This window comes from Pectobacterium peruviense (assembly GCF_003312355.2).
Taxonomy (GTDB): Bacteria; Pseudomonadota; Gammaproteobacteria; order Enterobacterales; family Enterobacteriaceae; genus Pectobacterium; species Pectobacterium peruviense.
On the sequence record NZ_CP161826.1, the window covers coordinates 390288 to 416117 of the forward strand.

At 52.2% G+C, this 25830-nt stretch carries 18 protein-coding genes; 10 read left to right on the forward strand and 8 right to left on the reverse strand.

Features of this window, described 5'->3' with window-relative positions:
* The first annotated feature begins 121 nt into the window (after positions 1-121).
* From acrD to DUT67_RS01795, 5 genes are all read left to right on the forward strand, one after another.
* Complete coding sequence (gene acrD / locus DUT67_RS01775) at positions 122-3238, forward strand: multidrug efflux RND transporter permease AcrD (protein WP_113632665.1); 3117 nt, start codon at positions 122-124, stop codon at positions 3236-3238.
* Between the two features lie 159 nt (positions 3239-3397).
* Positions 3398-5143 (forward strand): alkaline phosphatase, encoded by a 1746-nt coding sequence (locus DUT67_RS01780; protein WP_113632664.1) that lies wholly within the window; start codon positions 3398-3400, stop codon positions 5141-5143.
* 12 nt (positions 5144-5155) lie between these two features.
* On the forward strand, positions 5156-5635 hold the full coding sequence (locus DUT67_RS01785) for a hypothetical protein (protein ID WP_113632663.1): 480 nt from the start codon (positions 5156-5158) through the stop codon (positions 5633-5635).
* Between the two features lie 8 nt (positions 5636-5643).
* Positions 5644-6336, forward strand: coding sequence for an ABC transporter ATP-binding protein (locus DUT67_RS01790; protein WP_113632662.1), 693 nt, complete (start codon positions 5644-5646; stop codon positions 6334-6336).
* Positions 6333-7652, forward strand: a complete 1320-nt coding sequence (locus DUT67_RS01795) for an FtsX-like permease family protein (protein ID WP_113632661.1) — start codon at positions 6333-6335, stop codon at positions 7650-7652. Before DUT67_RS01790 ends, DUT67_RS01795 begins: the two co-directional genes overlap by 4 nt.
* A 142-nt stretch (positions 7653-7794) precedes the next feature.
* On the opposite strand, the gene DUT67_RS01800 is transcribed toward DUT67_RS01795, so the two are convergent.
* From DUT67_RS01800 to DUT67_RS01820, 5 genes are all read right to left on the reverse strand, one after another.
* Positions 7795-8844 carry an asparaginase gene (locus DUT67_RS01800; RefSeq protein WP_113626959.1) on the reverse strand — a complete coding sequence of 350 codons (1050 nt, stop codon included), beginning with the start codon at positions 8842-8844 and terminating at the stop codon, positions 7795-7797.
* 317 nt (positions 8845-9161) lie between these two features.
* Positions 9162-9998 (reverse strand): 5-dehydro-4-deoxy-D-glucuronate isomerase, encoded by an 837-nt coding sequence (kduI, locus tag DUT67_RS01805; RefSeq protein WP_113632660.1) that lies wholly within the window; start codon positions 9996-9998, stop codon positions 9162-9164.
* 11 nt (positions 9999-10009) lie between these two features.
* Positions 10010-10966 carry a 2-keto-3-deoxygluconate transporter gene (gene kdgT / locus DUT67_RS01810; RefSeq protein ID WP_048262811.1) on the reverse strand — a complete coding sequence of 319 codons (957 nt, stop codon included), beginning with the start codon at positions 10964-10966 and terminating at the stop codon, positions 10010-10012.
* A 360-nt stretch (positions 10967-11326) separates the two neighbouring features.
* Positions 11327-12115: an IclR family transcriptional regulator gene (locus DUT67_RS01815; protein ID WP_113626960.1), complete on the reverse strand. Its 789-nt coding sequence runs from the start codon at positions 12113-12115 to the stop codon at positions 11327-11329.
* A gap of 227 nt (positions 12116-12342) precedes the next feature.
* A complete protein-coding gene (locus DUT67_RS01820) occupies positions 12343-14673 on the reverse strand; it encodes a Tex family protein (RefSeq protein ID WP_113626961.1) in 2331 nt (776 codons plus the stop codon).
* Positions 14674-15023: 350 nt separating this feature from the next.
* Here DUT67_RS01820 and DUT67_RS01825 point away from each other — a divergent pair, with 350 nt between their 5' ends.
* Entirely contained in the window at positions 15024-16307 is a 1284-nt protein-coding gene (locus DUT67_RS01825) for a citrate synthase (RefSeq protein ID WP_113632659.1), read from the forward strand.
* A gap of 91 nt (positions 16308-16398) precedes the next feature.
* On the opposite strand, the gene DUT67_RS01830 is transcribed toward DUT67_RS01825, so the two are convergent.
* Entirely contained in the window at positions 16399-18066 is a 1668-nt protein-coding gene (locus tag DUT67_RS01830; protein ID WP_113632658.1) for a methyl-accepting chemotaxis protein, read from the reverse strand.
* A gap of 455 nt (positions 18067-18521) precedes the next feature.
* Entirely contained in the window at positions 18522-20237 is a 1716-nt protein-coding gene (locus DUT67_RS01835) for a lysophospholipid acyltransferase family protein (protein WP_113626963.1), read from the reverse strand.
* 356 nt (positions 20238-20593) lie between these two features.
* Here DUT67_RS01835 and DUT67_RS01840 point away from each other — a divergent pair, with 356 nt between their 5' ends.
* Genes DUT67_RS01840 through greB form a run of 3 tightly spaced genes read left to right on the forward strand, consistent with a single transcriptional unit; the run spans position 20594 to position 22681 of the window.
* Positions 20594-20932, forward strand: a complete 339-nt coding sequence (locus DUT67_RS01840; RefSeq protein WP_113632657.1) for a helix-turn-helix transcriptional regulator — start codon at positions 20594-20596, stop codon at positions 20930-20932.
* The gene (locus DUT67_RS01845) at positions 20922-22205 is read left to right on the forward strand and encodes a type II toxin-antitoxin system HipA family toxin (RefSeq protein WP_113632656.1); all 1284 of its coding nucleotides are present in this window, start codon (positions 20922-20924) and stop codon (positions 22203-22205) included. Before DUT67_RS01840 ends, DUT67_RS01845 begins: the two co-directional genes overlap by 11 nt.
* On the forward strand, positions 22202-22681 hold the full coding sequence (gene greB, locus DUT67_RS01850) for a transcription elongation factor GreB (protein WP_113626964.1): 480 nt from the start codon (positions 22202-22204) through the stop codon (positions 22679-22681). Before DUT67_RS01845 ends, greB begins: the two co-directional genes overlap by 4 nt.
* Before the next feature lie 68 nt (positions 22682-22749).
* Here greB and DUT67_RS01855 read toward each other — a convergent pair whose 3' ends face one another.
* Positions 22750-23631, reverse strand: coding sequence for a CoA ester lyase (locus DUT67_RS01855; RefSeq protein ID WP_113632655.1), 882 nt, complete (start codon positions 23629-23631; stop codon positions 22750-22752).
* A gap of 250 nt (positions 23632-23881) precedes the next feature.
* Between DUT67_RS01855 and DUT67_RS01860 the strand changes: the two genes are divergently transcribed.
* Positions 23882-25783 (forward strand): IucA/IucC family siderophore biosynthesis protein, encoded by a 1902-nt coding sequence (locus DUT67_RS01860; protein WP_113632654.1) that lies wholly within the window; start codon positions 23882-23884, stop codon positions 25781-25783.
* The last annotated feature ends 47 nt before the right edge of the window (positions 25784-25830 follow it).

Genomic DNA, 25830 nt, shown 5'->3' on the forward strand with positions numbered 1-25830 from the left:
GTAATTTGGCACCCTGCATGCAGGGTTTTTCTCTGGGGTTAGTGAATCCTGTTCTGATCGAACATAAGTAGGCTGCTCGTGAAGCAGCCACATTAAAATATGGCTGAGGAGTGTAGAAGAGATGGCGAACTTTTTTGTCGACCGTCCTATTTTTGCGTGGGTGCTGGCTATCCTTCTCAGCCTGTGCGGTATGTTGGCGATCAAGTCATTACCGCTAGAACAATACCCCGATCTGGCTCCGCCCAGCGTAAGGATCACGGCTAGCTACCCCGGCGCGTCGGCACAGACGCTGGAAAATACCGTGACGCAGGTTATCGAGCAGAGCATGACCGGGCTGGATAACCTGATGTACATGTCCTCGGACAGCAGCAATACCGGGCAGGCTCGAATCATGCTGACCTTCGAAGCGGGCACCGATCCCGATGAAGCCCGTCAGCAGGTGCAAAACCAACTTCAATCCGCTACCCGCAAGCTGCCGCAGGACGTGCAGCAGCAGGGCGTTACCGTAAGTAAAACTGGCGACACCAATATCCTGATGGTCGCGTTTGTCTCTACTGATGGCAGCATGGACAAGCAGGATATCTCCGATTATGTCGCGACGAATATTCAGGAACCGATCAGCCGCATCAGTGGGGTGGGCGAGGTCGATTCCTACGGATCGCAGTATGCGATGCGCATCTGGTTGGATCCGGCCAAACTGATGGATTACTCGCTGACGACCAGCGACGTGGTGCGGGCTATCGAATCGCAAAATAGTCAGGTTTCGGTAGGGCAAGTCGGCGGCGTACCGTCGGTAGATAATCAGGCGCTTAACGCCACGATCAACGCACAATCTCTGCTACAGACGCCGCAACAGTTCCGTGATATCACGCTGCGCGTCAATCAAGATGGCTCTGCCGTCACGCTGGGCAATGTCGCGGAAGTGGAGCTCGGTGCCGAACGCTATGATTTTCTCAGCCGCTTTAACGGTCAGGCAGCGTCTGGGCTGGGCGTTAAGTTAGCATCTGGCGCGAATGAGCTGGAAACTGACAAGCGCGTCAGAGAACGTATCGAAGAGTTGTCGCATTACTTTCCCCACGGGCTGGAAGCTAAAATTGCCTTCGAAACGTCCCCTTTTGTTAAAGCCTCCATTACTGATGTGGTGAAAACGCTATTTGAAGCGGTGCTGCTGGTCTTTTTGGTGATGTACCTGTTCTTGCAGAATTTCCGCGCCACGCTGATTCCCACGATTGCAGTACCGGTGGTGTTGCTCGGTACGTTTGCCGTGCTGTATGCCTTCGGCTTTAGCCTGAACACGCTGACGATGTTCGCGATGGTGCTGGCGATTGGCCTGCTGGTGGACGACGCCATCGTGGTGGTGGAAAACGTGGAGCGGGTGATGAGCGAAGAGGGGCTCTCACCGCGGGAAGCGACGCGAAAATCGATGGGGCAGGTGCAGGGAGCGTTAGTCGGTATTGCGCTGGTGCTGTCCGCCGTGTTTGTGCCGATGGCCTTCTTTGGCGGCACCACGGGGGCGATTTACCGTCAGTTCTCCATCACGATTGTGACATCAATGATTCTGTCGGTGCTGGTGGCGATGATTCTGACGCCCGCACTGTGCGCGACGCTGCTCAAGCCGCTCGCCAAAGGCCAGCACCACGGTCGCAAAGGCTTTTTCGGCTGGTTTAACCGGAGCTTTACCCGTACGTCGCTGGGCTATGAGCGTGGCGTTGGCAAGATATTGGTAAACAGCGGACGCTGGCTGCTGCTTTATATGGGCATCATCGGGATTATGGCTTTCCTGTTTTTCCGACTGCCAACCTCGTTTTTGCCACAGGAAGATCGGGGCGTGTTCACGACTCAGGTACAGCTCCCACCTGGGGCGACGCAACAGCAGACTTTACAGGTGGTCAACAAGATTGAGCAGTATTACCTCACGCAGGAAAAGAACACCGTGACGTCCGTGTTTTCCACCATCGGCTCAGGGCCGGGCGGAAATGGGCAGAACGTGGCGCGGCTGTTTGTGAGTCTTAAAGACTGGAACGAACGCACCACGCCGGAGAGCAGTTCGTTTGCCGTCATCGAACGCGCCACCAAAGAATTTCGCAAGATCAAGGAAGCACGCGTGTTTGCCAGCAGTCCACCGTCTATTAATGGTTTGGGCAGCGCTGCGGGTTTTGCTATGCGGTTACAGGATCGCGCTGGGCTGGGGCACGATGCGCTGATGGAAGCGCGGGATCAACTGCTGAACATGGCTGACGGTAACCGCGAACTGACGCGTGTGCGCCATAACGGTCTGGATGACAGTTCGCAACTGCGGATTCATATCGATCAGCGCAAAGCACAGGCGCTGGGTGTGTCGATAGACGACATTAACAGCACGCTGAAAACGGGCTGGGGGTCGACCTATGTGAATGACTTCCTTGACCGTGGCCGAGTGAAGAAAGTCTACGTGCAGGCGGCAGCGAAGTTCCGCATGCTGCCGGACGACATCAGTAAATGGTATGTGCGTAACAACAGCGGCGGTATGGTGCCGTTCAGCGCGTTTGCACAAACCGTCTGGGAAACCGGATCGCCGCGCCTTGAACGCTACAACGGCTATTCGTCGCTGGAGATTGTCGGCGAGGCGACGCCGGGCGTCAGTACCGGTACAGCGATGACTATTATGGAATCGCTGGTGGAGAAGCTACCGGAAGGTTTTGGGTTGGAATGGACGGGAATGTCTTTGCAGGAACGTCTGAGCGGGGCGCAGGCTCCGGCGCTGTATGCGATTTCACTGCTGGTGGTGTTCTTGTGTCTGGCTGCACTGTATGAAAGTTGGACGGTGCCGTTCTCCGTCATGCTGGTGGTGCCGATGGGCGTACTTGGCGCGCTGGTGGCGACCTGGGCACGCGGTCTGGAAAATGACGTCTATTTTCAGGTTGGGCTACTGACTGTGGTCGGGCTATCGGCGAAGAACGCTATCCTGATTGTAGAATTCGCCAACGAGATGAACCAGAAAGGGAAGGATCTGGTTGAGGCCACGCTGGAGGCTTCCCGCCAGCGGCTGCGACCAATTTTGATGACATCGCTGGCGTTTATCTTCGGCGTATTACCGATGGCGACCAGCAGCGGTGCAGGCTCAGCCAGTCAGCATGCGGTAGGAACGGGCGTGATCGGCGGCATGCTCGCCGCCACCTTCCTCGCCATCTTCTTCGTGCCGCTGTTCTTTGTCGTCGTGCGCCGCCGCTTTCCGTTGAAGGAGAAGATGCTGGAATAGGAAAATGGCGTCGGGCGAATGCTTTTGAAACGTAAAGGCCAGATTGCGTTTGTTATTAAAAATAGATGTAGATGCAATAATTTATGGTGAAATTCATCAAACTGTAAAAAAAGGTAACTACGTTATGTCCTGCTAAACTACGCAACCAAGGACATAACAATGAAAGCTCGCTGGTTACTGCCTTTACTGATTTCTGCTGCGCTGCCAGGAATGGTGCAGGCTCAGGCCATTTATCCCATTGACCGCGCCACCATGTTGGCGGGCGGGAAATTCGATTTTAAAGTCGAGTTTGATGAAGTACTCAAGCCGGAAGATATTCGCATTCTGATCAACGGCAAAGATTACCAGCAGGTGCTGGGCAAAACGGCCTCGTTTGTTGAGCGTGAAGATGGCGGCAATGTTTCCACGATCTGGCTGCGAGACGTAAACCTGCCAGAAGCTGGCAAGTATGTGGTAGAAGCGGAAGCCAAAGGCAAAAAGACCCAGGTGAACTGGGACGTCTATTCAGCGTCTGGTACGCGTAAAGCCAAGAACGTCATTCTGTTCATCGGCGATGGCCTGTCCGTTGCGCACCGCACGGGCGCGCGCATCCTGTCCAAAGGGGTGACGGAAGGGAAAGCGGACGGTCGTCTGGCGATTGATGACCTGCAATATATGGCGTTTGGCGGTACTTCCAGTACTGATTCCATCGCGGCCGACAGCGCCAACACCATGAGTGCTTACATGACCGGTCACAAATCCGGTGTGAATGCGCTGGGTGTGTACGTCAGCCGTAGCAAAAATTCACTGGATCACCCGAAGCAAGAAACACTGGGTGAACTGCTGACCCGTTCTACCAAGATGTCTGTCGGCGTGGTCAGCGATGCTGAGCTTCAGGATGCCACGCCAGCCGCAGTCGTTTCTCACACTCGCCGTCGCGCGGATAAAGCCGAAATCGTCGAGATGTTCTACAACGTGCAGCCTACGGTCATGTTGGGCGGCGGTTCTGCCTACTTCCTGCCGAAAAGTACGCCGGGTTCAAAGCGTAAAGACGAAACCAACTACGTTGAGAAATTCCAGCAGGCGGGTTACTCACTGGTTACCGATGCGGATTCACTGAAGAAAAACGCGTCACAGGCCACCAAGCTGCTGGGGCTGTTCCACACTGGTAATATGGATGGTGTGATGGATCGTCGTTTCCTGAAAAACGACGTAGCCAAGAAATTCCCCAACCAGCCTGACCTGACTGAAATGACGCAGGCGGCGCTGGATGTGCTGTCCAAAAACAAAGACGGCTTCTTCCTGATGGTGGAATCTGCGCTGATCGACAAAGCGTCTCACCCGCTGGATTGGGAACGTGCGTTTACTAACACCATCATGCTGGATCAGTCTGTCGCGATCGCCAAGAAGTTCGTGGAGAAAAACCCAGATACGATGATTATCGTAACGGGCGACCATACGCACGGTCTGTCTATCATCGGTACAGTCGATGACAGCAAACCAGGCACTGAGATGCGTGAGAAAGTCGGCGTGTATGAAGACGCAGGCTATCCGAACTATAAAGACGACAACAAAGACGGCTACCCGGATGATTTGAACGTCTCTAAACGTCTGGCGGTGTTCTTCAACAACTACCCAGACTATTACGAAACGTTCCGTCCGAAGCTGGATGGTCAGTTCGTTCCTGCTATCAAGAACGAAAAAGATGAATACGTTGCTAACAAAGCCTACGAGAAAGTGCCGGGTGCGGTGTTCCGTGAAGGGATCCTGCCACGTTCTTCCGACACGGGCGTTCATGCCGTTGATGATATGGTGATTCAGGCTAGCGGCCCGGGTGCAGAGCGCATTCGTGGTTACATGGAAAACACCGATCTGTTCCGCGTGATTGTTGATGCACTGGCGGTGAAACCGCAAGACAAAAAGTAACCCTACGACGCTATGAATAATGCGAAATGTAGCAAAGCGGGGGCAACCTCGCTTTTATTCTCTTGGCTGCGTGCGGTGCTGGTGTTCCTCCTCCTAGGTGGTATCGCCCCAGTGAAAGCCGCGCAGCCTGAACTCTCCTTCGATAAGCTGTATGCCTCTTACGGCGTGCTGGGTCTGGAATTCTCCAATGACGTCAAAGCACTCTCCGGTAAACGGGTAAAGATGCACGGCTTTATGGCACCGCCGCTCAAGGCGGAGTCACAATTCTTTGTATTAACTAAAATGCCGATGGCGCTCTGTCCCTTCTGTTCGTCTGATGCGGACTGGCCCGAAGATATTGTCGTCGTCTATCTCGCCAAACGTCAGACCTTCGTACAGAACAACACCATGATTGAGGTGGAAGGTGTGCTGGATCATGGATCGTGGACCGATCCTGAAACGGGTTTTGTCAGCCTGCTGCGACTGCGTGAAGCCACGTTCGATACCCTTTAGGAGCGCTGATGGCTGAGTTATTGATTCAACACCTGAGTGTGACCTTCCCTGATACATTAGAGGCCGTGCTGGATATTCCCGCGCTGTCGATTCGTTCTGGCGAACGGGTGGCGGTGATGGGGCCTTCTGGCTCCGGTAAGACCACGTTGGTGAATGCCATCACTGGCATGGATCACAGCGGTACGGGTCAGGTGCAGTGGGAAAAGCAGGATATCTGGCAGTTGAAAGAAGCGGAACGCGACCGCTGGCGGGCAAAACATATCGGGCTAGTGATGCAGGATTTCCACCTTTTCCCCGGCCTGACTGCGATAGAGAACGTCTTGTTGCCCGCGCAGTTTCACTACTGGCGGATACCTGCATCGCTCAGGCAGCGGGCGGGAGATTTGCTGGCGCAGGTCGGACTGGATACGGGAAAACGTCCGGTTGAGGTGTTATCACGCGGCGAGAAGCAGCGGGTTGCGGTCGCGAGAGCCTTGCTGAGCAATCCAGATATCATCGTCGCCGATGAACCGACGGCTAGCTTGGACGCACAGAGCGGTGAGCAGATCGCTGATCTGCTGGTGACGCTGGCTCGCGAGAGCCGTGCAACGCTCGTCGCTATCACGCACGATGCACGTTTGGCATCGCAGATGTCGCGCTGTATTCAACTGGAAAAAGGACGCCTCGTGGCGGACACGCTGTATCAGGAGGATCGTGCATGATTCCATGGCGTCTTATCTGGGTAGACTGGCGTCGGCTCTGGCCGGGCGTGCTGGTTGTGGTATTGCTGATTGCGATGGCGACAGCGTTAAGTATTTCGGTGAGTTTGCAGGAAAGAGCGTTGCGCATGGGCAGTGCCAAAGCGGCCGATCGTTTTGATCTGGTGATTGGTGCGCCGGGAAGCGAAACGCAACTGGTGCTGTCGTCCGTGTTCCTGCAACCGTCTGCGCTGACGTTGATTCCTGCGCAGGTGTTGACGGATTTGGAGAAGAACCCGCTGGTGGCGTGGGCGGCACCAGTCGCGTTCGGTGATTTCTATCAAGGGATGCCGATTATCGGCACCACGCCGCCTCTGGTCACGGATAACGGCAAGCGACAGCTCACCGCCGGACGCGTGTTCAACGACGGCTTTGAAGCGGTAGTCGGCGCGCAAACGGGGCTGACGGTGGGGAGTAAATTTAGCCCTATTCATGGTCAGGTGGGAACGGAAGGGGCGCACGCGCACGATGACGTTAGCTATACCGTTGTCGGTGTGTTACCTGCTGATGGCAGTGCGTGGGATAAAGCGATTCTGGTGCCGGTAAATGCCGTGTGGCGAGTGCATGGGATCCATCCACCGCATGATGCAGATGATGCGCATCACGATGAACATGACGGGCATACGCATGATGAAACCGCACATGCGGAAGGCGACCAACATGCCGATGAACATCACAATGAAGCCCATCCAACTGAAGATGACGATCATAGTGATGCGGAAGTACATGAGCACAAACATCAGGCGGGACTGCCTGCGATTGTCGTGAAACCGAAAACGATCGCTGGCGCTTATCAACTGCGCTCGCTGTATCGCAGCAACACGACGCTGGCGGTGTTCCCCGGTGAAGTTTTGGTGAAGCTCTATTCGATGCTGGGCGATATTCGTGAACTGCTGACTTACATCTCGCTAGGGACGCAGGGATTGGTGGGCGTCGCTGTTGCTATGGTGGCGGTTATCCACCTGCGGCAGCGGCAGAAACAGATCGGTGCACTTCGTGCATTTGGCGCACCGCGCTACGGCATTTTTACGCTGATTTGGAGCGGGTTGATGTCACTGGTGAGCGTCGGCGTGCTAGTGGGTGTCGGTCTGGGCTACCTTGCTGCACAGGCTATTGCTGTGGTGATGAGCGAGAAAAGCGGTTTTGTCCTGCCGGTGACGCTGGAATGGGAAGATATCCACTTCGTCCTGCTCCTGTTGCTGGTTGCCGCTGTTGTCCTCACCATTCCGGCCATGCTGTCTTATCGTCAGTCTCCGGCAACGGCACTGCGAGGGGAATAAGTGTGTAGCAGGTAATTGCGGCGTGCACCGTCGGAAATGACGGTGCACGTGTGCATCCATACTGAAACTAATACGTTGTTTTAAAAGGTATCTCGCAGATTGGCGCTGCGGGATACCCCCATTATTACGGTTTACTCTGCTCTTACTGCTCGAAATAGGTGCGGATTTTTTCGATGTCGTCGCCGTTAGATAACGCCAGCGAAAGCAGAATGCGTGCTTTTTGCGGGTTGTAGAATCCGCTGCCGATTGCCCCGTCTTTCTTCTTATCGGTTACATAGCCGCTGCCGGTACGCGTACTGATCACTACCGGAATGCCTTTCGCTACCGCTTTCTTGATGTCTTCTTTGATTCGTGTAGGCGTCGCGCCGTTGCCGCTACCCGCGATAATGATGCCTTTTGCGCCCTGTTCAATGGCGGCATTCAGCAGACCACTGTCTTGATCCTGATAGCCGTAGAGAATGTCGACCTTCGCCAGCGTTTCTTTATTGCTTACGTCAAAGAATGGTTTGTTCTCAGGGGCAGCAGGCTGGTAAAAGAAGCGCGGAACGCCGCCGTAGAATGCGCCCAGATAGCCTTGTTCATTGGCTTTGAACGTGTCCAGCGCCGTGGCATTGGTTTTGGTGGTGTAGAATGCGGAGCCGATGCGATCGTTCAGCAACACCAGCGCGCCGCGTTTTTCCGCGTTCCTGCTGGTTGCCAGCGTGACGGCTTCCAGCAGGTTCATAGGACCATCCGCGCTGATGGCAGTGGCGGGACGCATTGCGCCGACGACAACCACCGGTTTCTCGCTTTTTACCGTCAGATCCAAGAAGAACGCGGTCTCTTCCAACGTGTCGGTGCCGTGAGTAATGACGACGCCGTGCGTATTTGAATCGCTTAGCTGTTTGTTAATCGCTTTGGATAGCTTTAACAGGATCGCTTGATCGATATTTCCGCTGGCGGTATTGGCGATCTGCTCGCCTGTCACCGTAGCGACATCGCCAATAGCCGGTACCGCGTTCAATAATTCCTGGATGCCGATAGCGCCCGCTTTATAACCTGTCGTCGCCGTATTGGATTCTGCCTTTCCGGCAATAGTGCCGCCAGTCGCGTAGATAGTGACGCCAGGTTTGACGTCATCGGCCAGCAGTGCATGAGATGACAGCATCAGGCAAGCGGCAGTGATAGTGCGGGTGATAAATGAGAGTTGCATTTGCAGGTCCTTGTTTTTTGGTATGGGAATACAAGAACAAAAGCAACTTCTGTACCAATGTTAACTCATCTGTTAGTCAGCTAATTAATTGCGGATAGTCTTTGGTTTGGTGCACGGCGTGGGGCGCTGGCGGCTGTATTGCACCGCAATGGTGAAGGCTGCGGCATCGACGTGGAATGAGCGGTGCTGCTAAACGACAGGACGACTCCGTGCCGGTAGAACGACATCACTAGATTGCTGGCGTAACACAAATAAGCAGGGTGAACGGGATTCACCCTGCTACATCTTACTCTCTTGGCGTGTAGCGCCAGAGGGGATTAGCGTAAATCCCGCATCGCGATATGGTCCATATCGTCAAACGTCAGATTTTCGCCGATCATGCCCCAAATAAAGGCGTAGTTTTTTGTGCCGACGCCAGTGTGAATCGACCAGCTTGGGGAAATCACTGCCTGTTCGTTATGCATCACCAGATGACGCGTTTCATGTGGTTCGCCCATCATATGGAAAATAATGGTGTCTTCCGCCATGTCAAAATAGAAGTAAACTTCCATTCTGCGTTCATGAGTATGCGTCGGCATTGAATTCCAGTTGCTGCCTTCTGCCAGACGCGTCAATCCCATACTCAACTGGCAGGTTTCCACCACTTCCGGTACCAGATATTTGCAAATCGTCCGTTTGTTGCAGGTCGTGACGTCTCCCAACGGTGCTTTGATGGCGTCATCTTGTGTGATGATGCGTGTCGGGTAAACGGCATGAGCCGGTGCGCTGTTGTAATACAATTTTGCTGGTTTAGCCTTGTCCAGGCTACTAAATGCTAAGGCCTTGGCTCCTTTGCCGACATAGAGCGCTTCCTCGTTGCCAACCTGGTAGCTTGTGCCGTCGATAACGACTTTTGCCGGGCCGCCGATATTGATCAGCCCCAGTTCGCGCCGCTCAAGAAAATAGTTCACGCCAAATTGTTTACCGATGCCGTCATCAAACGTTATCTCGCCATCTACTGGCATGATTCCACCCACAACAATTCGGTCGATGTGGCTGTAAGTCATGGTGTAGTGGTTTGGCGTGAAGATTTTCTCAATGAGAAATTTCTTTCTCAGCTCGGTAGTATCAAGCGTTTTCGCATGTTCACTGTGTACACTCTGTCGTACGTCCATTCTGTTACCTTCTATGCGTGTTTAGGTGAAAAGCGTTTTGCCCATAATGCCGTAATGATGGGCACCAATACTGACGTCACAATGACGCTGGTGGCGACTAACGCTGTCGCCTGTTGAGCGACTGGCGCGAACTCTGGAGCCATATTCGCGATCAGAAGGGGAGTGGCGACAGCGGCACCTGCGCTGCTGGATGCGGCCACGCCTGCGGTTCCATTACCGCCGCCGATAAATTTATCCGCGATAATCAATGGAATACCGGTAACAATAATCACCAATACGCCGAGGAAGATACCTGCGAAGCCCGTTTGGAGGATCACCGATAAGTTAATGGTGTTGCCCAACGCAAAGGCGAAGAAAGGGATCAGCGTTTGTACTGAATTGCCGAACAGCTTTCTCAAGTCCGGGTCCAGGTTGCCCAGCGTAAAACCAATCAGGAATGGCAGTACGGCACCGACAAATAACTGCGGTTCAAAGGTGGCGATACCGCTGGCACCCAGAATGACCATTGTCATCAACGGACCCGATTCCAGAGACATCAGCACGAAGGCACCGGCTTCTTCTTTCGAACCGTATTGGTTCATCAATGCAGCGTACAAACCACCGTTAGTCATGTCCATTGCTGCGACCAGCGCAAGAACGGAGATCCCAGCCAGCAAACCGTTTTGGATGCCGTCTCCCGGTAAGAATGTGCCCGCGAACAACGCAACAACCCAGGCCGTAGCGAGCTTTGTCACCACCAGAACACCTGATTTTTTCAGCATCGTTCCTGTTGCTTTAAGCTCTATGGATGCACCCATGCAGAAAAACCAGACTGCCAGAATAGGGATAGTACCAGTAATAAGACCGTTGCTGAAAGAACCTAAATATTTCCCAGCCCCCGGCGTAAAGGTATTACAGAACGCGCCCAAAAAGAGCGGAACCAGCATTAATCCCCCAGGGATTTTATCAATAGCTTGTTTGATTTTCATAAAATTTCTCATCGTAAAAATAGGAATATGTTCAGCCCACCGTCAATAAAGACAGAGAGATTGTTTGTATAAAGTAATAAACAGAGGGGAATAATAACTAAGGTGTTATTACCCAATTTCATTAATTGTTGAAGATGGTCATCCTTATTATAAAGTTGATCGTTAATGTTTTTCTTCACCGTAATGTTTATGCGTTATTTCTGTATTTTGGTGATGGAAAGCCTTCCCGTAATGCTAGTTGGCAATTACAGGTAATTATGCCGTGACGTATCCGTCACGTTGATATTTTCATGACTATTGCTATGCGAATTTCAATTAATTATGAATTGAAATTCACCATGGCTATTTAAGTGAAATATATTATCTAATATCAATATTCCGACTGTTGATATGAGCGGTGATAGCTTTGCTGGTTTTAATCAGGCTTGCCAGATGCTTCTCTTTTTTTCCGTTAGCATATTGCGATTGCATACCGTTAACGCCGATAGCAGCAATGACGTCGCCATTTTGGTTAAAAATCGGCGCGGCCATGCAGCAGATTTCTTCTATATCTTCGCCGTCGTCTATTGCCCAGCCCTGTTCCTTGACGGTTTTCAGGTGTTGCAGGAAATCTTCTTTATTGGTAATCGTCCGGGGTGTTAAATACTCAAAGGTGCAATCGGCAATCAACGATTCAATTCTTTCCTGCGGCAACCAAGCCACGAGCACTTTTCCCAGAGACATACGGTTAAATACAATTTTCTTCCCTTCCCAGGATGTTTTTACGATGGCCTTGGGAGATTCCACTTTACTCAGGAAGAAACCGTTGTCGCCGTCCATAATACCAAGATGGCAGGTCAACTCTGTCTCTTTGACCAGCTCATGCATAAAGTTAATGGTGTCTTTACGCAGGTCAATATTCTTTATTACCAGACCGCCCAGCTCAAATAGTCTCAGTCCCAAAACATAACGTCCGTCAGCGCGCTGGCGTAACAGTTGCGTTACCACTAGCACTTCCAATAGATGATGTACGCTGCTTTTGGGTATAGACAAATCAGTGCAAATTTCAGTGAAGCTGGCTTCGTCACGTTTGGCAATGTAGTCAATAACCATCACTAAACGGACTGCTGCTGGCGCTTTACTGTGTTCGAGCTGTCGGAATATATTCATGCTGTTCTATATGTAAAACCACGGTTTCTTATATAGAACAATAATAACGCAACGGTAATTTATTTACCTAGATACAGATCACAAATTAATCGTAAATTGATTGAATATTTCAATATAAATGAAACTGAGTTTTATTAGGGAAACAGAATAGCGATATTTTGGCAGGAAAGATCCCTGAACTCGTTTTCACAAGGTCAGGGATCTTTTAAATAATGACAGAATGGTGATTAACGTTTTTTAAATGCCGCAGCTAGGGCGTCGCCCATCGCACTGTTGCCTGAGGTTGGTGCGCTGGCCGGACGTGGGCGTGATTTGGCTGGCTGACGCTGTGAGGTATTGCTATCACCACGTGTATTGCCACCGCCACGACGTGATGCGGTGTCGCCCGGCTGTTCATCAAGCCGCATGGTCAGTGCGATGCGCTTACGTTGCAGATCCACTTCCATCACTTTCACTTTCACGATGTCGCCAGCTTTCACCACTTTATGTGGATCGTCGACGAAATGATCGGCCAGTGATGAAATGTGTACCAGGCCATCCTGATGGACACCGATATCGACAAACGCGCCAAAGTTGGTGACGTTGGTGACCGCACCTTCCAGAATCATGCCCGGTAGCAGATCTTTCAAGGTTTCTACGCCATCAGCGAAGCTAGCTGTTTTGAATTCAGGACGCGGATCGCGGCCCGGTTTTTCCAGCTCTTTGATGATGTCAGTCACCGTCGGCACGCCGAAACGTTCATCGGTAAAGTCCGATGGTTTCAGGTTACGCAGTGCGGTTGGATTCCCCATTAACTCTTGCAACGCCTGTTCGGTCGCGGCCAGAATGCGCTCCACGATCGGATAGGCTTCCGGGTGAACGGTAGAGGCATCCAGTGGGTTATTGCCGTGGTTGATACGCAGGAAGCCCGCGCACTGTTCAAAGGCTTTTGGCCCCAGACGGCTGACTTTCAGCAGCTGTTCGCGGTTGTGGAAGCGGCCATTCTCATCACGCCAGGTCACAATATTTTGCGCCATCATGCGCGTCAGCCCTGCAACACGTGTTAACAGCGCCACGGACGCGGTATTCAGGTCAACGCCGACGGCGTTTACGCAGTCCTCGACCACCGCATCCAGTTTCTTCGCCAGCTGGCTCTGGCTCACGTCATGCTGATACTGGCCAACACCGATGGATTTCGGATCGATCTTCACCAGTTCCGCCAGCGGATCCTGCAAACGACGGGCGATAGATACCGCACCGCGCAGGGACACATCCAGATCGGGGAATTCCAGCGCAGCCAGTTCGGACGCAGAGTACACCGATGCACCTGCTTCACTGACGATCACTTTCTGCGCGTTGATATCCGGGAACTGTTTCTGTGTGTCGAGGAAGAAGCGCTCGGTTTCACGCGAGGCAGTCCCGTTACCAATCGCCACCAGCTCGACCTGATGTTTGAGACACAGTGCGGCGATGATCGGAGCGGCTTTCGCTGCCTGACCGGTATGCGGATAAATGGTGTCGGTCGCGACCAGCTTGCCGGTGGCATCCACCACCGCGACTTTTACACCCGTACGCAGACCCGGATCGAGACCCATGGTGGCGCGCATGCCCGCAGGCGCAGCCATCAGCAGGTCATGCATGTTACGGGCAAAGACGTTGATCGCTTCGTCTTCGGCCTTTTCACGCACGCTGCCCATTAACTCGGTTTCAAGGTGCAGCAGCACTTTGATACGCCACGTCCAGCTAATGACGGCACGTCGCCAGCTGTCTGCTGCCGCATTGCCTAGCCGCAGATTCAGGTGGTCGATAATAATCTGTTCGCAGTAACTCTCACGCGGGGCTTCTTCGTGCTGTGGATCGGCATTCAATGCCAGTTGCAGCACGCCTTCGTTACGCCCACGAAACATTGCCAGAGCACGGTGTGAAGGCACCTGAGCAATCGGTTCGTGATGATCGAAATAGTCGCGGAACTTCGCGCCTTCTTCTTCTTTTCCTTCTACGACGCGGGAAACCAGATGCGCGTTTTTCCACAGATAATGACGCACTTTTGCCAGCAGCGTTGCGTCTTCGGCAAAGCGTTCCATCAGGATGTAACGTGCACCGTCCAGCGCCGCCTTCACGTCTGCCACGCCTTTCTCTGCATCGACATACGCCTGTGCCGTCAGCTCCGGCTCCTGGCTTGGGTCTTGCCAGAGGCCGTCGGCCAACGGCTCCAGACCGGCTTCAATCGCGATTTGTCCGCGCGTGCGGCGTTTAGGTTTATACGGCAGGTAGAGATCTTCCAGCTCGGTTTTGCTCAGCGTGCCGTTAATGGCGGTAGCGAGCTGTGCGGTTAACTTCCCCTGCTCGTCGATGGATTTCAGAATAGTCTGGCGCCGATCTTCCAGCTCACGCAGGTAACCGAGGCGCGTTTCGAGCTGGCGCAGTTGGGTGTCATCCAGCCCGCCGGTCACTTCTTTACGGTAACGGGCGATAAAAGGGACGGTATTTCCTTCGTCCAGCAGGCGGACTGCGGCGTCTACCTGCTCCGTGCGCGCCTGCAATTCGCTGGCGATAAGTTGGCTTAATGAATCATTCATAGGTCTGATATCAGTCGTCATCAAGTTAGTGGAGTAAATAAGTAGTGGAATAAATAAGTCGTGGAGTAAACCAGTGAGGACAGTTATACGGATTGAGCGTGCAAAATGCCAGCCGCCGCTGTCTGGAAAGCGAGTGCAATAACGATGCTATTCTGCGCAACAATCTTTATCTAAATCAATATTCCGTCAGATTCTTGCAACCCACCTACGATTTTAGCGTATGAAATACGTTGGCTTGTTTCTTTATAAATTGAGTGTCGTTTTAATCTGGGCGTGTAGCACGGGATTACCTATCCAAAGCCTGTGAGAGCGGACGGGACAACATCATTATTCGGGCAGGAGAAAGGTTCATGACAGTCAGAACGTCCACGTTGACGGCAGAAGGGCAGGCAAGTATTGCGCTGGAAATGCGTTCCGGCGTACTGGGGAAAGCGGCTGTGGATATTCGCCCACTCGGTGAACACGGGTTGTGCAGCTATGACCCCGGTTTTGCCAATACGGCAGGATGTGAGTCGGCGATTACCTATATTGACGCAGCGAATAGCGTGCTGCTGCATCGTGGCTTCCCTGTTGAACAGCTTGCCGAGCAGTGCGACTTTACTGAGGTCTGTTACATCCTGCTGCACGGCGATGCGCCTTCACCGGAGGCGTATGCGAAATTTGCCGACAACATTACCCGTCATACGCTGGTTCATGAGCAGATTGCCCGGATGTTCAGCGGTTTTCGTCGCGATTCCCATCCGATGGCGCTGATGTGCGCAGTCGTTGGTGCGCTGGCCGCGTTCTATCACGATGTCCTGGATATCGATAACGCGGAACACCGCGAGCTGGCGGCGGTGCGACTGCTGTCGAAAATGCCGACGCTGGCTGCGATGTGCTACAAATATTCTATTGAGCAGCCGTCCGTATATCCCCGCAATTCTCTCTCTTATACCGGCAACTTCCTGCACATGCTGTTTTCGATTCCGGCAGAGAAGTATGAAGTGAATCCGGTGTTGGAACGGGCGATGAACCGCATCCTGATTCTGCATGCCGATCACGGTCAATGCCCGTCTACCATGGCGGTCAGAGCGTCTGGTTCTTCCGGCGCGAACCCGTTTGCCTGCATTGCGGCTGGACTGGCGTCGATGTGGGGGCCGCTGCACGGCGGGGCGAATGAAGCCTGCATGCGCATGCTGGAAGAGATTAAAACGGTTGACCGCATTCCTGAATTTGTTCGGCGTGCGAAAGACCGCTGTGATTCATTCCGCCTGATGGGATTCGGTAACTCGGTCTATCAGCATTTTGACCCACGCGCGGCGATTCTGCGCAAAACCTGCTACGAAGTGCTGAATGAATTGGGCACGGAAGACAGCCTGTTACAGGTGGCGATGGAACTGGAACATATCGCTATGACCGATGCGTATTTTCTGGAAAATAAACTCTACCCGAGCGTCGACTTCTATACCTCCGTCATCCTGAAAGCGATGGGGCTGCCGCCGTCGATGTTTACCGTCATTTCTACCGTTGGCAGGACGATTGGTTGGGTCGCGCATTGGGATGAAATGCACAAACAGCAGGAAATCAGCATCTATCGCCCGCGCCAAATTTATACCGGACAGCCGCGTCGGGACTATTCTTCTCAGAAGGGATAATGCTTCCCATCGGGAAATCCTTCTAACATGAAGGACTCGTATGATTGCCCCTGATGCCTATGCTGCGGCATCAGGGAGCAGGGGAAATGCGTTAGAATTTTTCCCAGTTATCCTGCGTGTTGCCGACCGGAGCAAGCGCTAAGCGGGTTGGTTGCACTTTCTTCGCCATCGGAGTAGGGCGTGCTGTTGGTGTGCCGCGCAGGTGGAAATGGTTCATGAGCGTCACCAGATGGGATGACTGTTCGCGCAAGCTGGTTGCCGCATTGGCGGACTCTTCAACCAGCGTCGCGTTCTGCTGGGTGACCTGATCGAGCTGGTTCACTGCATCATGAATTTGCGAAATGCCGGATTCTTGCTCCTGCGTGGTCGTCCCGATTTCGCTGATTAAATCCGCCACGCTGCGTGCCTGACGGACCAGTTCATCAATCGTACTGCCGGTGTCTTCGACCAGACGATTCCCCGCTTCTACTTTCTCGACGCTGGTGTTGATCAGTACCGCGATCTCTTTGGCTGCGGAGGCGGAGCGCTGTGCCAGTGAACGAACCTCTCCTGCTACCACAGCGAAACCGCGACCCTGCTCGCCAGCACGAGCGGCTTCGACCGCCGCATTCAGCGCCAGAATATTGGTCTGGAAAGCGATGCCATCAATGACGCTAATGATGTCTCGGATTTTGTGCGAACTGGTGGAGATCTCTTTCATCGTAATGACCATGTCTCCGAGCGCCTCGCCGCCTTTCGTTGCCGTTTCGCTGGTTTGGCTGGCGAGACGGGTGGCGTTGCGCACGGTATCTGCATTCTGACGAATTGCCTGACTCATCTGCTCCATAGACGCAGCGGTTTGCTGCAAGCTGGCGGCTTGTTCTTCCGTGCGTTGGCTGAGATTTTCGCTGCCTGCCTCGATTTGGCTAGAGCCAGAAGCGATAGCTTCGCTGCTCTGCCGTACCTGTTCGACGATATCGCCTAGGTTATTACTCATGTGATGCATGGTGGCTAGCAGGCTGCTGTGGTCGTCCGGCTTGATGTTGATATCGACAGCCAGATCGCCATCGGCTACCTGCCGGGCAATGTGGGTCGCATAAAGTGGTTCACCACCCAGTTGGTTTTTTAACGTGCGGGTAATCAGCCATGCCACGACGGCGGCCATCGCTGTAGCGGCAAGGGAGAGAACCAGCATGATGACGCTGCCAGATTGCGCGCCATGCTGTGCGTGGCTGACAATCTCGTTGGTATCCTGCTGTTGCGAGGCCATCATTGCGTCCAGCACTTTGAACAGTGCGTTTTGCGCAGGTTGCATCTCATTAAGAATAATGGTGTTACCCTGCAGACGCAGTTGTGGGTCGGTGGATTGCACCAGCTCCATGGCTTTCAAAAAGGCGGCAAGGTACGGCGGGCGGGTGTCTTGAAACTGCTTCAACAGCGCGCTGGTTGCTTCGGTATCCAGCTGTTGCCCCAGCTTTTTCAGATTGGCGGTATTGCGGGCAATTTGCTCATCGACGAACTGCTTTTCCTGCTTGATTTGTGCAGGGTCGGTGCTGATCGCGATGTTACGGATCAGACGAGCATTGGCATCAAAGCCGGCTTTAACCTCTTGAATAAGTAGCATATTGGCTAACGTGGTGCCGGAAAGCCGATTGATGTCGTTACCCAGCCCAACCAACTGGAGTCGTCCGAAGAATGCCACCAGCAAACTGATGATGATAACCAGAGTAAATCCCATACCCAACATGTTACCGAGTTTGATTCTGTTCAGCATATTCATAAACATCCTTAATTTTTTGACATGCTACGAAGGCATAACGGAGGGGGCTTGCTATCGTAACCGATGCAAGTAATGACAAGGTTTTATTGCTGTGTTTTACATTTTCGGGATACATCGATAACTCCCGGATTTAAAAACTTATAGATAAGAATATCTTTAATATTGGCAGAAAAAGCGTTCAGTTGATCACGTAAATTACCGAGAGAGGGATTTCGTATGAAATGTGTGATCTGAGAGGCAAAATGCGGATTTTTACGACATTGTCTGACGGTGATGAGAGAGGCGAAGGGAAGTGGTAACACAGGTTACTTAAGCCTGTTTTTAGGAGAAACACGGGGATGAGGTTCCCGCAGGGAAACCTCGCCCCGTGGTCGCTCCGTGTATCTCGGTTCTGAAGCGATTGGCACGAAGGGGAGTGGTGCGTTAGCTAATGAACAAGCTAACACACCGATCAATCAAGAGGCTTTATCACTGACAAAAGGGGCGATATAGCGCTGATAGCGTGATTCTTTCAACTGTTGCAGGTCGACAAGCACCAGACCATCGATGCAGTTATTGAAATCGGGATCGATGCCGAAGTCGATAAACCGCACGCCTCCAGGTTCACACAGCTCCGAATACTGCTTATAGAGCGTCGGGATGGCGCACCCCATATTGCTGAGCATGCTTTTCAACCGCGTAAGATCCTGCTGGTAGTCCGTTCCTTCAAACTGTTTCAGTACGTCAGGCAACGATGCCGGATAAGGGCGGCGCGACGTTGCCAGCGGCTGATCGGGCGTGAAGTGCAGGCGATAAAAGGCGACCAGCAAATCGCGTGCATGCGGTGGCAACGTGCCGGAAAGCGATACGGGGCCGAACAGATAGCGGTGTCCTGGATAACGCGCCAGATAGGCACCAATGCCCAGCCAGAGATAATCCAGCCCGCGTTTACCCCAGTACTTAGGTTGAATAAAGCTGCGTCCTAGCTCAATGCCTGATGCCAGGATGGGATCCATTTCGTCGCCGTACTGGAACAGACTGTGACTATAAAGCCCACTTTTCCCTTTTTCGGCGATCAGGTTTGCCGTCGAAACAAAGCGATAGGCACCCACAATCTCCAGTTCTCGGTCGTCCCACAGGATCAGGTGCAGGTAGTCATCATCATAGCTGTCTAGATCGCGGCGTTGACCGGAGCCTTCGCCCACAGCCCGGAAAGCGATTTCGCGCAGGCGTCCGAGCTCACGTAACAGCGGCACATAATCTTCTTCACCGCGACGATACAGATAGACCACTTTGCCATCTGGCGTGGTGCCCAGCGTTTCACACGCTGACAGCGCGCGTTTCAGCAGCACGCGGTCTTCGGCTAGCGCAATGGGTTTTTCACCAGCAAAGCAGCCGGGCTTTCCTTGTCCCAATCGATAAACGTGACGCCGGAAGCGAGCCGCCAGATCGTTGGCATTCCATTCACCTTGGCTCCAGGAGGCATAAGGAATTCTGGCACCGATACGCAGCTTGAGCGTTTGTCCGCGCTGGCCGAACATTTCTCTAACCAGCAGCAGGGTGGACAGCGGGCGATAAACCATGGAGGAGAGATAGAACAGCGTACTATTGCGTCCGCCGATATGGATGGGCACTACGGGCGCACGTGCTTTGCTGGCCATGCGGATAAATCCGTTGTGCCAATGACCATCACGAATACCTTGCAGGCTGACGCGTGAAACCTCTCCGGCTGGGAATACGATGATCGCGCCGTCGCCTTCCAGATGTTGCTGGATGGCGCTGATTTGCTGGCGTTTGGTACGGTTATTGAAGTTATCGACGGAAAAAAACAGATTTTTGAGCGGGGCGACATAAGAGAGGAGCTGGCTGGCGACGATGCGGACATCGGGCCTGACGCTGGCGACGGTGCGTAATAACGCTAAGCCGTCCAGCGAGCCAATCGGGTGGTTGGCAACCAGCACCACTGGCCCTTGGCTGGGGATATTTTCTAAATCCCCCTCGACCATTTCACAATTGAAATTGAAGTAATCAAGAATCTGTTCAACTAGATCCAATCCTTTCAAGTGTGGGTAACGCCGTGCAAATTGCTGCATTTCATTTTCAAATAGCAGAGAACGCAAAACCGTTTTCTGCCAAGGTGGCGTATGGCGATGCGGGACAAGATCTTGCAGAATGGCGTCTAAGCTAAACATAAATCGTTCTCCGTAGCTCTCCGTGGCTAAAAGTACGGGATAGAAATGACATATTTATGTCTGTTGATAGATTATTAGCCAAAATTGTAAATCTGTGTAATGAACGCGCGATTTTTGCGTGTTACTACCAACCCCAGCATGCCGATTAGCTATGGAAAAAGCTCGCCAGGACAATTCTGTTGCCGCTGTTATTCAATGCAGGGTTGTTTTTCGTGTTTCATTAATAAGGCATAACTTATAAATATGATCTATTAATAGAACAACGGGTCTTGTGTTTTCTTCATTACAGACACATCATGTTCTATAAATAGGTGTTAAGTATGGGGTATACCCATTAATGGAACAGGAATATAGCGATGGCGAAACCTTCTGCTCGAACATATTCTCGCTACAGCCGTGACGCAGCTCGTTTACTCGGGTTGATGCTTCGCAGTGCGAGAATCGAACGTAATATGACAGTGGAAGAATTAGCTGAACGGGCTGGCGTATCACGAGGCTTAGTCTATCGCGCAGAGGAAGGAGATATGGGATGTTCAATTGGCGCGGTTTTCGAACTGGCAACCCTTGTTGGTGTCCCTCTTTTTACCGCAGACCAATCCACAATGGCACTTCATATTGCCAACACGGAGAAAACACTCTCTCTTCTGCCGCGCGCTGTACATCATTCCAAAAAGGTCGTGAATGATGACTTCTGATAAAGCCTATGTATGGATCTGGTTGCCTGATGCGGCGAAGCCTGTTGTGGCCGGTTTATTGAGCCGGGACGGCGACCGACTCATTTTCAATTATGGTCGTCACTATCTGGAGCGAAAAGACGCGATCCCTATCTATGAACCTGAACTGCCGTTAATACGTGGTGCTATACCGCCAGCGGCGGGCCTATGGCAGGCGAGTGCATTACGCGATGCCGCACCTGACGCATGGGGACGCAGGGTCATCCTTAATCGACTTATGGGTGTCAGAGGCAGGAGGGTGGATAGCAGTGCGTTGGATGAATTGACATATCTGCTTGAGTCCGGTTCAGACAGAATTGGCGGGCTCGATTTTCAGGCATCGCCGACAGAGTATATCCCGCGTTCAGCTCAAAATGCTTCTCTTGAAGAGTTGATGCTTGCGGCCACTATGGTGGAAAACGGTGTCTTGTTGACGCCCGAGCTTGATCAAGCACTTTTCCATGGGAGTTCGTTAGGTGGCGCTCGGCCGAAAGCGATGATCGAAGATGAGAACCATAAGTTCATCGCAAAATTTTCGTCCTCGACGGATACCTATAACGTCGTTAAAGCTGAATACATTGCTATGCGGCTGGCTGCGAGTATTGGTTTAAATGTGGCTCCGGTGCACTTTCGCCAAACTGCGGGGAAGGACGTTATTCTGATAGAACGCTTTGACCGTACAAAAGCAGAAGGTGGCTGGAAACGCAGGCTAATGGTCTCTGCACTGACGCTTTTCGGCCTTGATGAAATGATGGCGAGATATGCGAGCTACGAAGAATTCTCGGACATCATTCGGCAACGCTTCGATGAGCCGAAAGCGACGCTGCGCGAGCTGTTTGGTCGTCTGGTCTTCAATATCATCTGCGGGAACACCGACGATCATGCCCGAAACCACGCGGCATTCTGGGATGGCCGAACACTAAAGCTGACTCCAGCCTATGATATTTGCCCGCAGAATCGGGCGGGTAATGAGGCGACGCAGGCAATGTTGATCACGGGTGAAAACAGGATGAGCAATTTCTCTGTCTGTCTGGCGGCTGCACCTAAATTTCTGCTGAGCGAAGCTGAAGCTATTGAGATCATCATGCATCAGATAGAAACGGTGCGTGCATGTTGGGAAAGCGTCTGCGATGAAGTTGCATTGAACGAAGTGGATCGTAAGCTGTTTTGGGGCCGGATGTTTCTCAACCCTTTTATTTTTGAAGGTACGCCGGACAGCATACGCGCTAAGAGCCTAACGGGGTTACTGACTTGAAAACCAATCTGATTACCCGCGAGGGCTATGACAAACTGCGGGCAGAGCATGAGCATCTCTGGAATGTAAAGCGCCCGGAAATTACCAAAATCGTTTCCTGGGCGGCTAGCTTGGGAGATCGCTCGGAAAATGCGGACTACACCTACAATAAGCGTTTATTACGCCAGATCGATCGCCGTGTGCGCTATCTGAGGAAGTGTCTGGCGGAATTGAAAATCGTTGATTATTCACCGCAGCAGGATGGCAGCGTATTTTTTGGTGCCTGGGTCGAGATCGAAAATGAGCAAGGCGACGTGAAGCGCTTGCGGATTGTCGGTCCAGATGAGATCTATGGCGACAGCAAAGACTATATTTCGATCGATTCCCCGATGGCACGCGCGATGCTGAAAAAAGCGGTTGATGAGGAGTTCACCGTGAACACGCCAGATGGCCCACGCGAGTGGTTCGTCAATGCGATTGATTACGTTAAATCATGAGCGTAGCCCGGCTCACACCGGGCAGATGTATCGCTGACGTGAAAAACGCGACGTCGCCTGGAACAGGTTTAGCCATCTGAATTTTGTGCTCGCAAGAGCTGTCTGGCCTGCTCAATGACAGGTAAGTCCACCATCTCGCCGTTTATCTGGAAAGCGTAGCTGTGTTCGGCCGCTTTCAAAACCTGCTTTGCCCAGTCTATTTTGCTACGATCTGCCGTGAAAGCCTGCTGAACGGTATCGATCTGTGAGGGATGGATACAGAGTTTGGCCGAGAAGCCGAGCGAGCGTGCATGTAGTGCGTCAGCTAGCACTCGGTCATGATGTGTGAAATCGGGATTAACGCAATCTATTGGCGGCGGTAAATCAGCCAGTCTGGACGCCAGTACAATACGGCTTCTGGCATACAGCAATGCGTGCAGGGATTGATCGCAATGGATGTCGAGTGAGAAATCCAATGAACCAAATGCCACCCTTTCTACACCTGCGTCACAAATTTCTTCCGCATTATGTAATCCCCGAGCAGTCTCAATAATCGCAATAATATTCACATTTTCCAATCTATTACGATTTATCATTTCCCTCGCTTCATTCAGCATTGCTGCTGACTCTATTTTTGGTAAGACAATTTCCTGTGTGGCTATTTCATGTCTCGCTGCGGTTTTATTTCTTAATCTCGCCTTGTTACTGAGTCTATTTAGAAAGTCGACATCTTCACTGAATTCCGGTGATCCAAATTTATTTAAACGTATATATTTTTTGCAATTTATTTCAGAGACGGAAGTATCATTTTCATACCATTGGATAATATTTTCTCTGGCCTGGTTTTTTTCATCAGGATGAACAGCATCTTCCAGATCAAATATCACGGCATCGGCTCCACAGCGGATGGCATGTTGAAAGCGATGAGGCGCATTTCCAGGCACGAAGAGGTAGGTCTTAGCGTGTTCCATGCTGTTCTCCTTTTCTTATTTCATTGATTAAAAATGAATTTATAGAAATGTAACTAATTAATTGCGAATAAGAATGATACCTATTTACATTGGCGTTAGTGATATGCTAGCTTTCCGTTCATTATTTTTCAATCTATCAATCGCGACATTTTTATTAAGTTTCGGGATGTGTTAACCCGAGATCTAATGACACCCTTTTATACGTTACAGCAATCCATTCTTACTTGTTTTATCGGTATAGGGAGTGATTATGAATATCAAGGTAGACGCAGTTGAACACAGGGATATACGGAATATTCCAGATGGTTTTCTCTCTGATTATTCAAATAAAAATGCGTTAAAGCGATTGATTCGCTGCTTTTTCGCTGAAGGGATTTTGAATAAATATAACCTGATATTTACTGAGGTTAATTCCGGTCGTGCAACATTTTCTTTGCGCGGAAACAACGGTGAATTGAAGTTTGATGATATTTATTCGGCCCCGGCAAACACTTATATTAATAATGGAAATATTTATCACATTAATTCCCAAGGGACGTCTTTTCCCGTCACTGACCACGAGCAGTTGATTGATTTACTCCGCGAGAGTTTTGATTTCCATCCCGAAGAAAGCGGCATTAATGGCCTGAAACAAGATGTCGGCAACAGTGTGCGTAATGATACCAACGCCCGGCGTTATCGGAGTCAATGGCGTGCTGAAGTGGCTGATGCCATGCGGCAGGATGGGCAGGAATATTTCACGCAGTGGCTGCGTCGGCAGCGAAGCATTCGCGATGCCGCGATGTTACTCGACCAATGGGGATCGCTGGAAGGGCATCCCTACTATCCCACTTGGAAATCCCGTCCGGGCTTGAGTGACGAAGACGTCCAACTGCTGTCGCCAGAATTCAATGCTCGTGTGCCGCTGCGTATTACTGCGCTGCGCCGTGATATGGCGTATGTGGAATGCATGCCGCATGTCGATGATTTTCATCAGTGGTTTGCTCAGGCGTTCCCCGCGCTCTGGCAGAACTGGAAGCAGCGCTTGAATCAACAAGGGTTGGATGAGACGCAGTGGCTTCCGCTGCCAATCCACAGTTGGCATCTGGAAAGCTGGGTGAAATCCCATTACGCGGATGAGATTGCCGAAGGGATTTTGCTCACCGACGGCCCTGATCTCATCACGCTGCCGGGGATGTCGTTCCGCACCGTCTTGCCCGTTGAGCCACCTTCTTCTCCTTTCATCAAGCTGCCTGTCGCCATCTGGATGACCAGCGAAATGCGTAGCCTACAGGCAAAATCGATCCACATGGGGCCGCGCATTAGCACCATTATCGAAGCGATTCTGGCGCAGGAGGGCGGGTTCGAGCAGCGGCTGGAGTTTTTCCGCGAAGAGGCCGCATTCCACTACAAACATGCGGTGCATCAGGATGACGCACTGGGCAAACACCTCTCCGTCGTCTTCCGCGATGCGCGCGCCTATGAACGCTCCGACGGCGCGCTGCCCGTAACCGTCGCCACACTGTTTACGGCGCTGCCTCACCGCGATCAACCATTATTCACCGAGCTGGTTACGCTGTCCGGGCTTGGTGCAGAAGCGTGGTTCCGTCAATACGTTCGCGCTGTGACCCGTCCTGTCATCGCTATCTATCTGTTGTACGGCATCGGGCTGGAAGCACACCAGCAGAACAGCCAGATCCTCTTCTCGCCTGAAGGTGTCGCGCAGGGGTTATTAATCCGCGATTTCGGCGACGGGCGCACCTATGCGCCGCTGCTGAGTCAGCGCGGCTATCACCTGCAACCTTACGTTTGGCCCGGCATTCTGCCCACGGTATTTGAAGGCGATATCGAGCCGGTGCGGATGTTTGTCGTCGATGCCTGTTTTGTCAGTCACCTACATGAATTGGCACTGGCACTCAGCGCGGAATATGGCTTTGCCGATGCTCGACTGTGGCAGGTGATGAAAGAGGAAACCGCCGCGGCGTTTGACGCAGTGAAATCGCGCGTTGATGGCGATGTGTGGCAGACCGAGCGTGACATGTTTTTGACCCAGCCTTGGTATACGCGCTCGCTGTTGCGCATGCATATCCAGGAATACCGCGACTACCGGATTCAGCACGGCCTGAGCAACCCCTTCCTCACGGAAGGAGAAGAAACTCGCGTCGGGCCGTGATGTATGGCGATGCTCCTGCCTCACAGGCTAAAAAACGGGAGCATCTT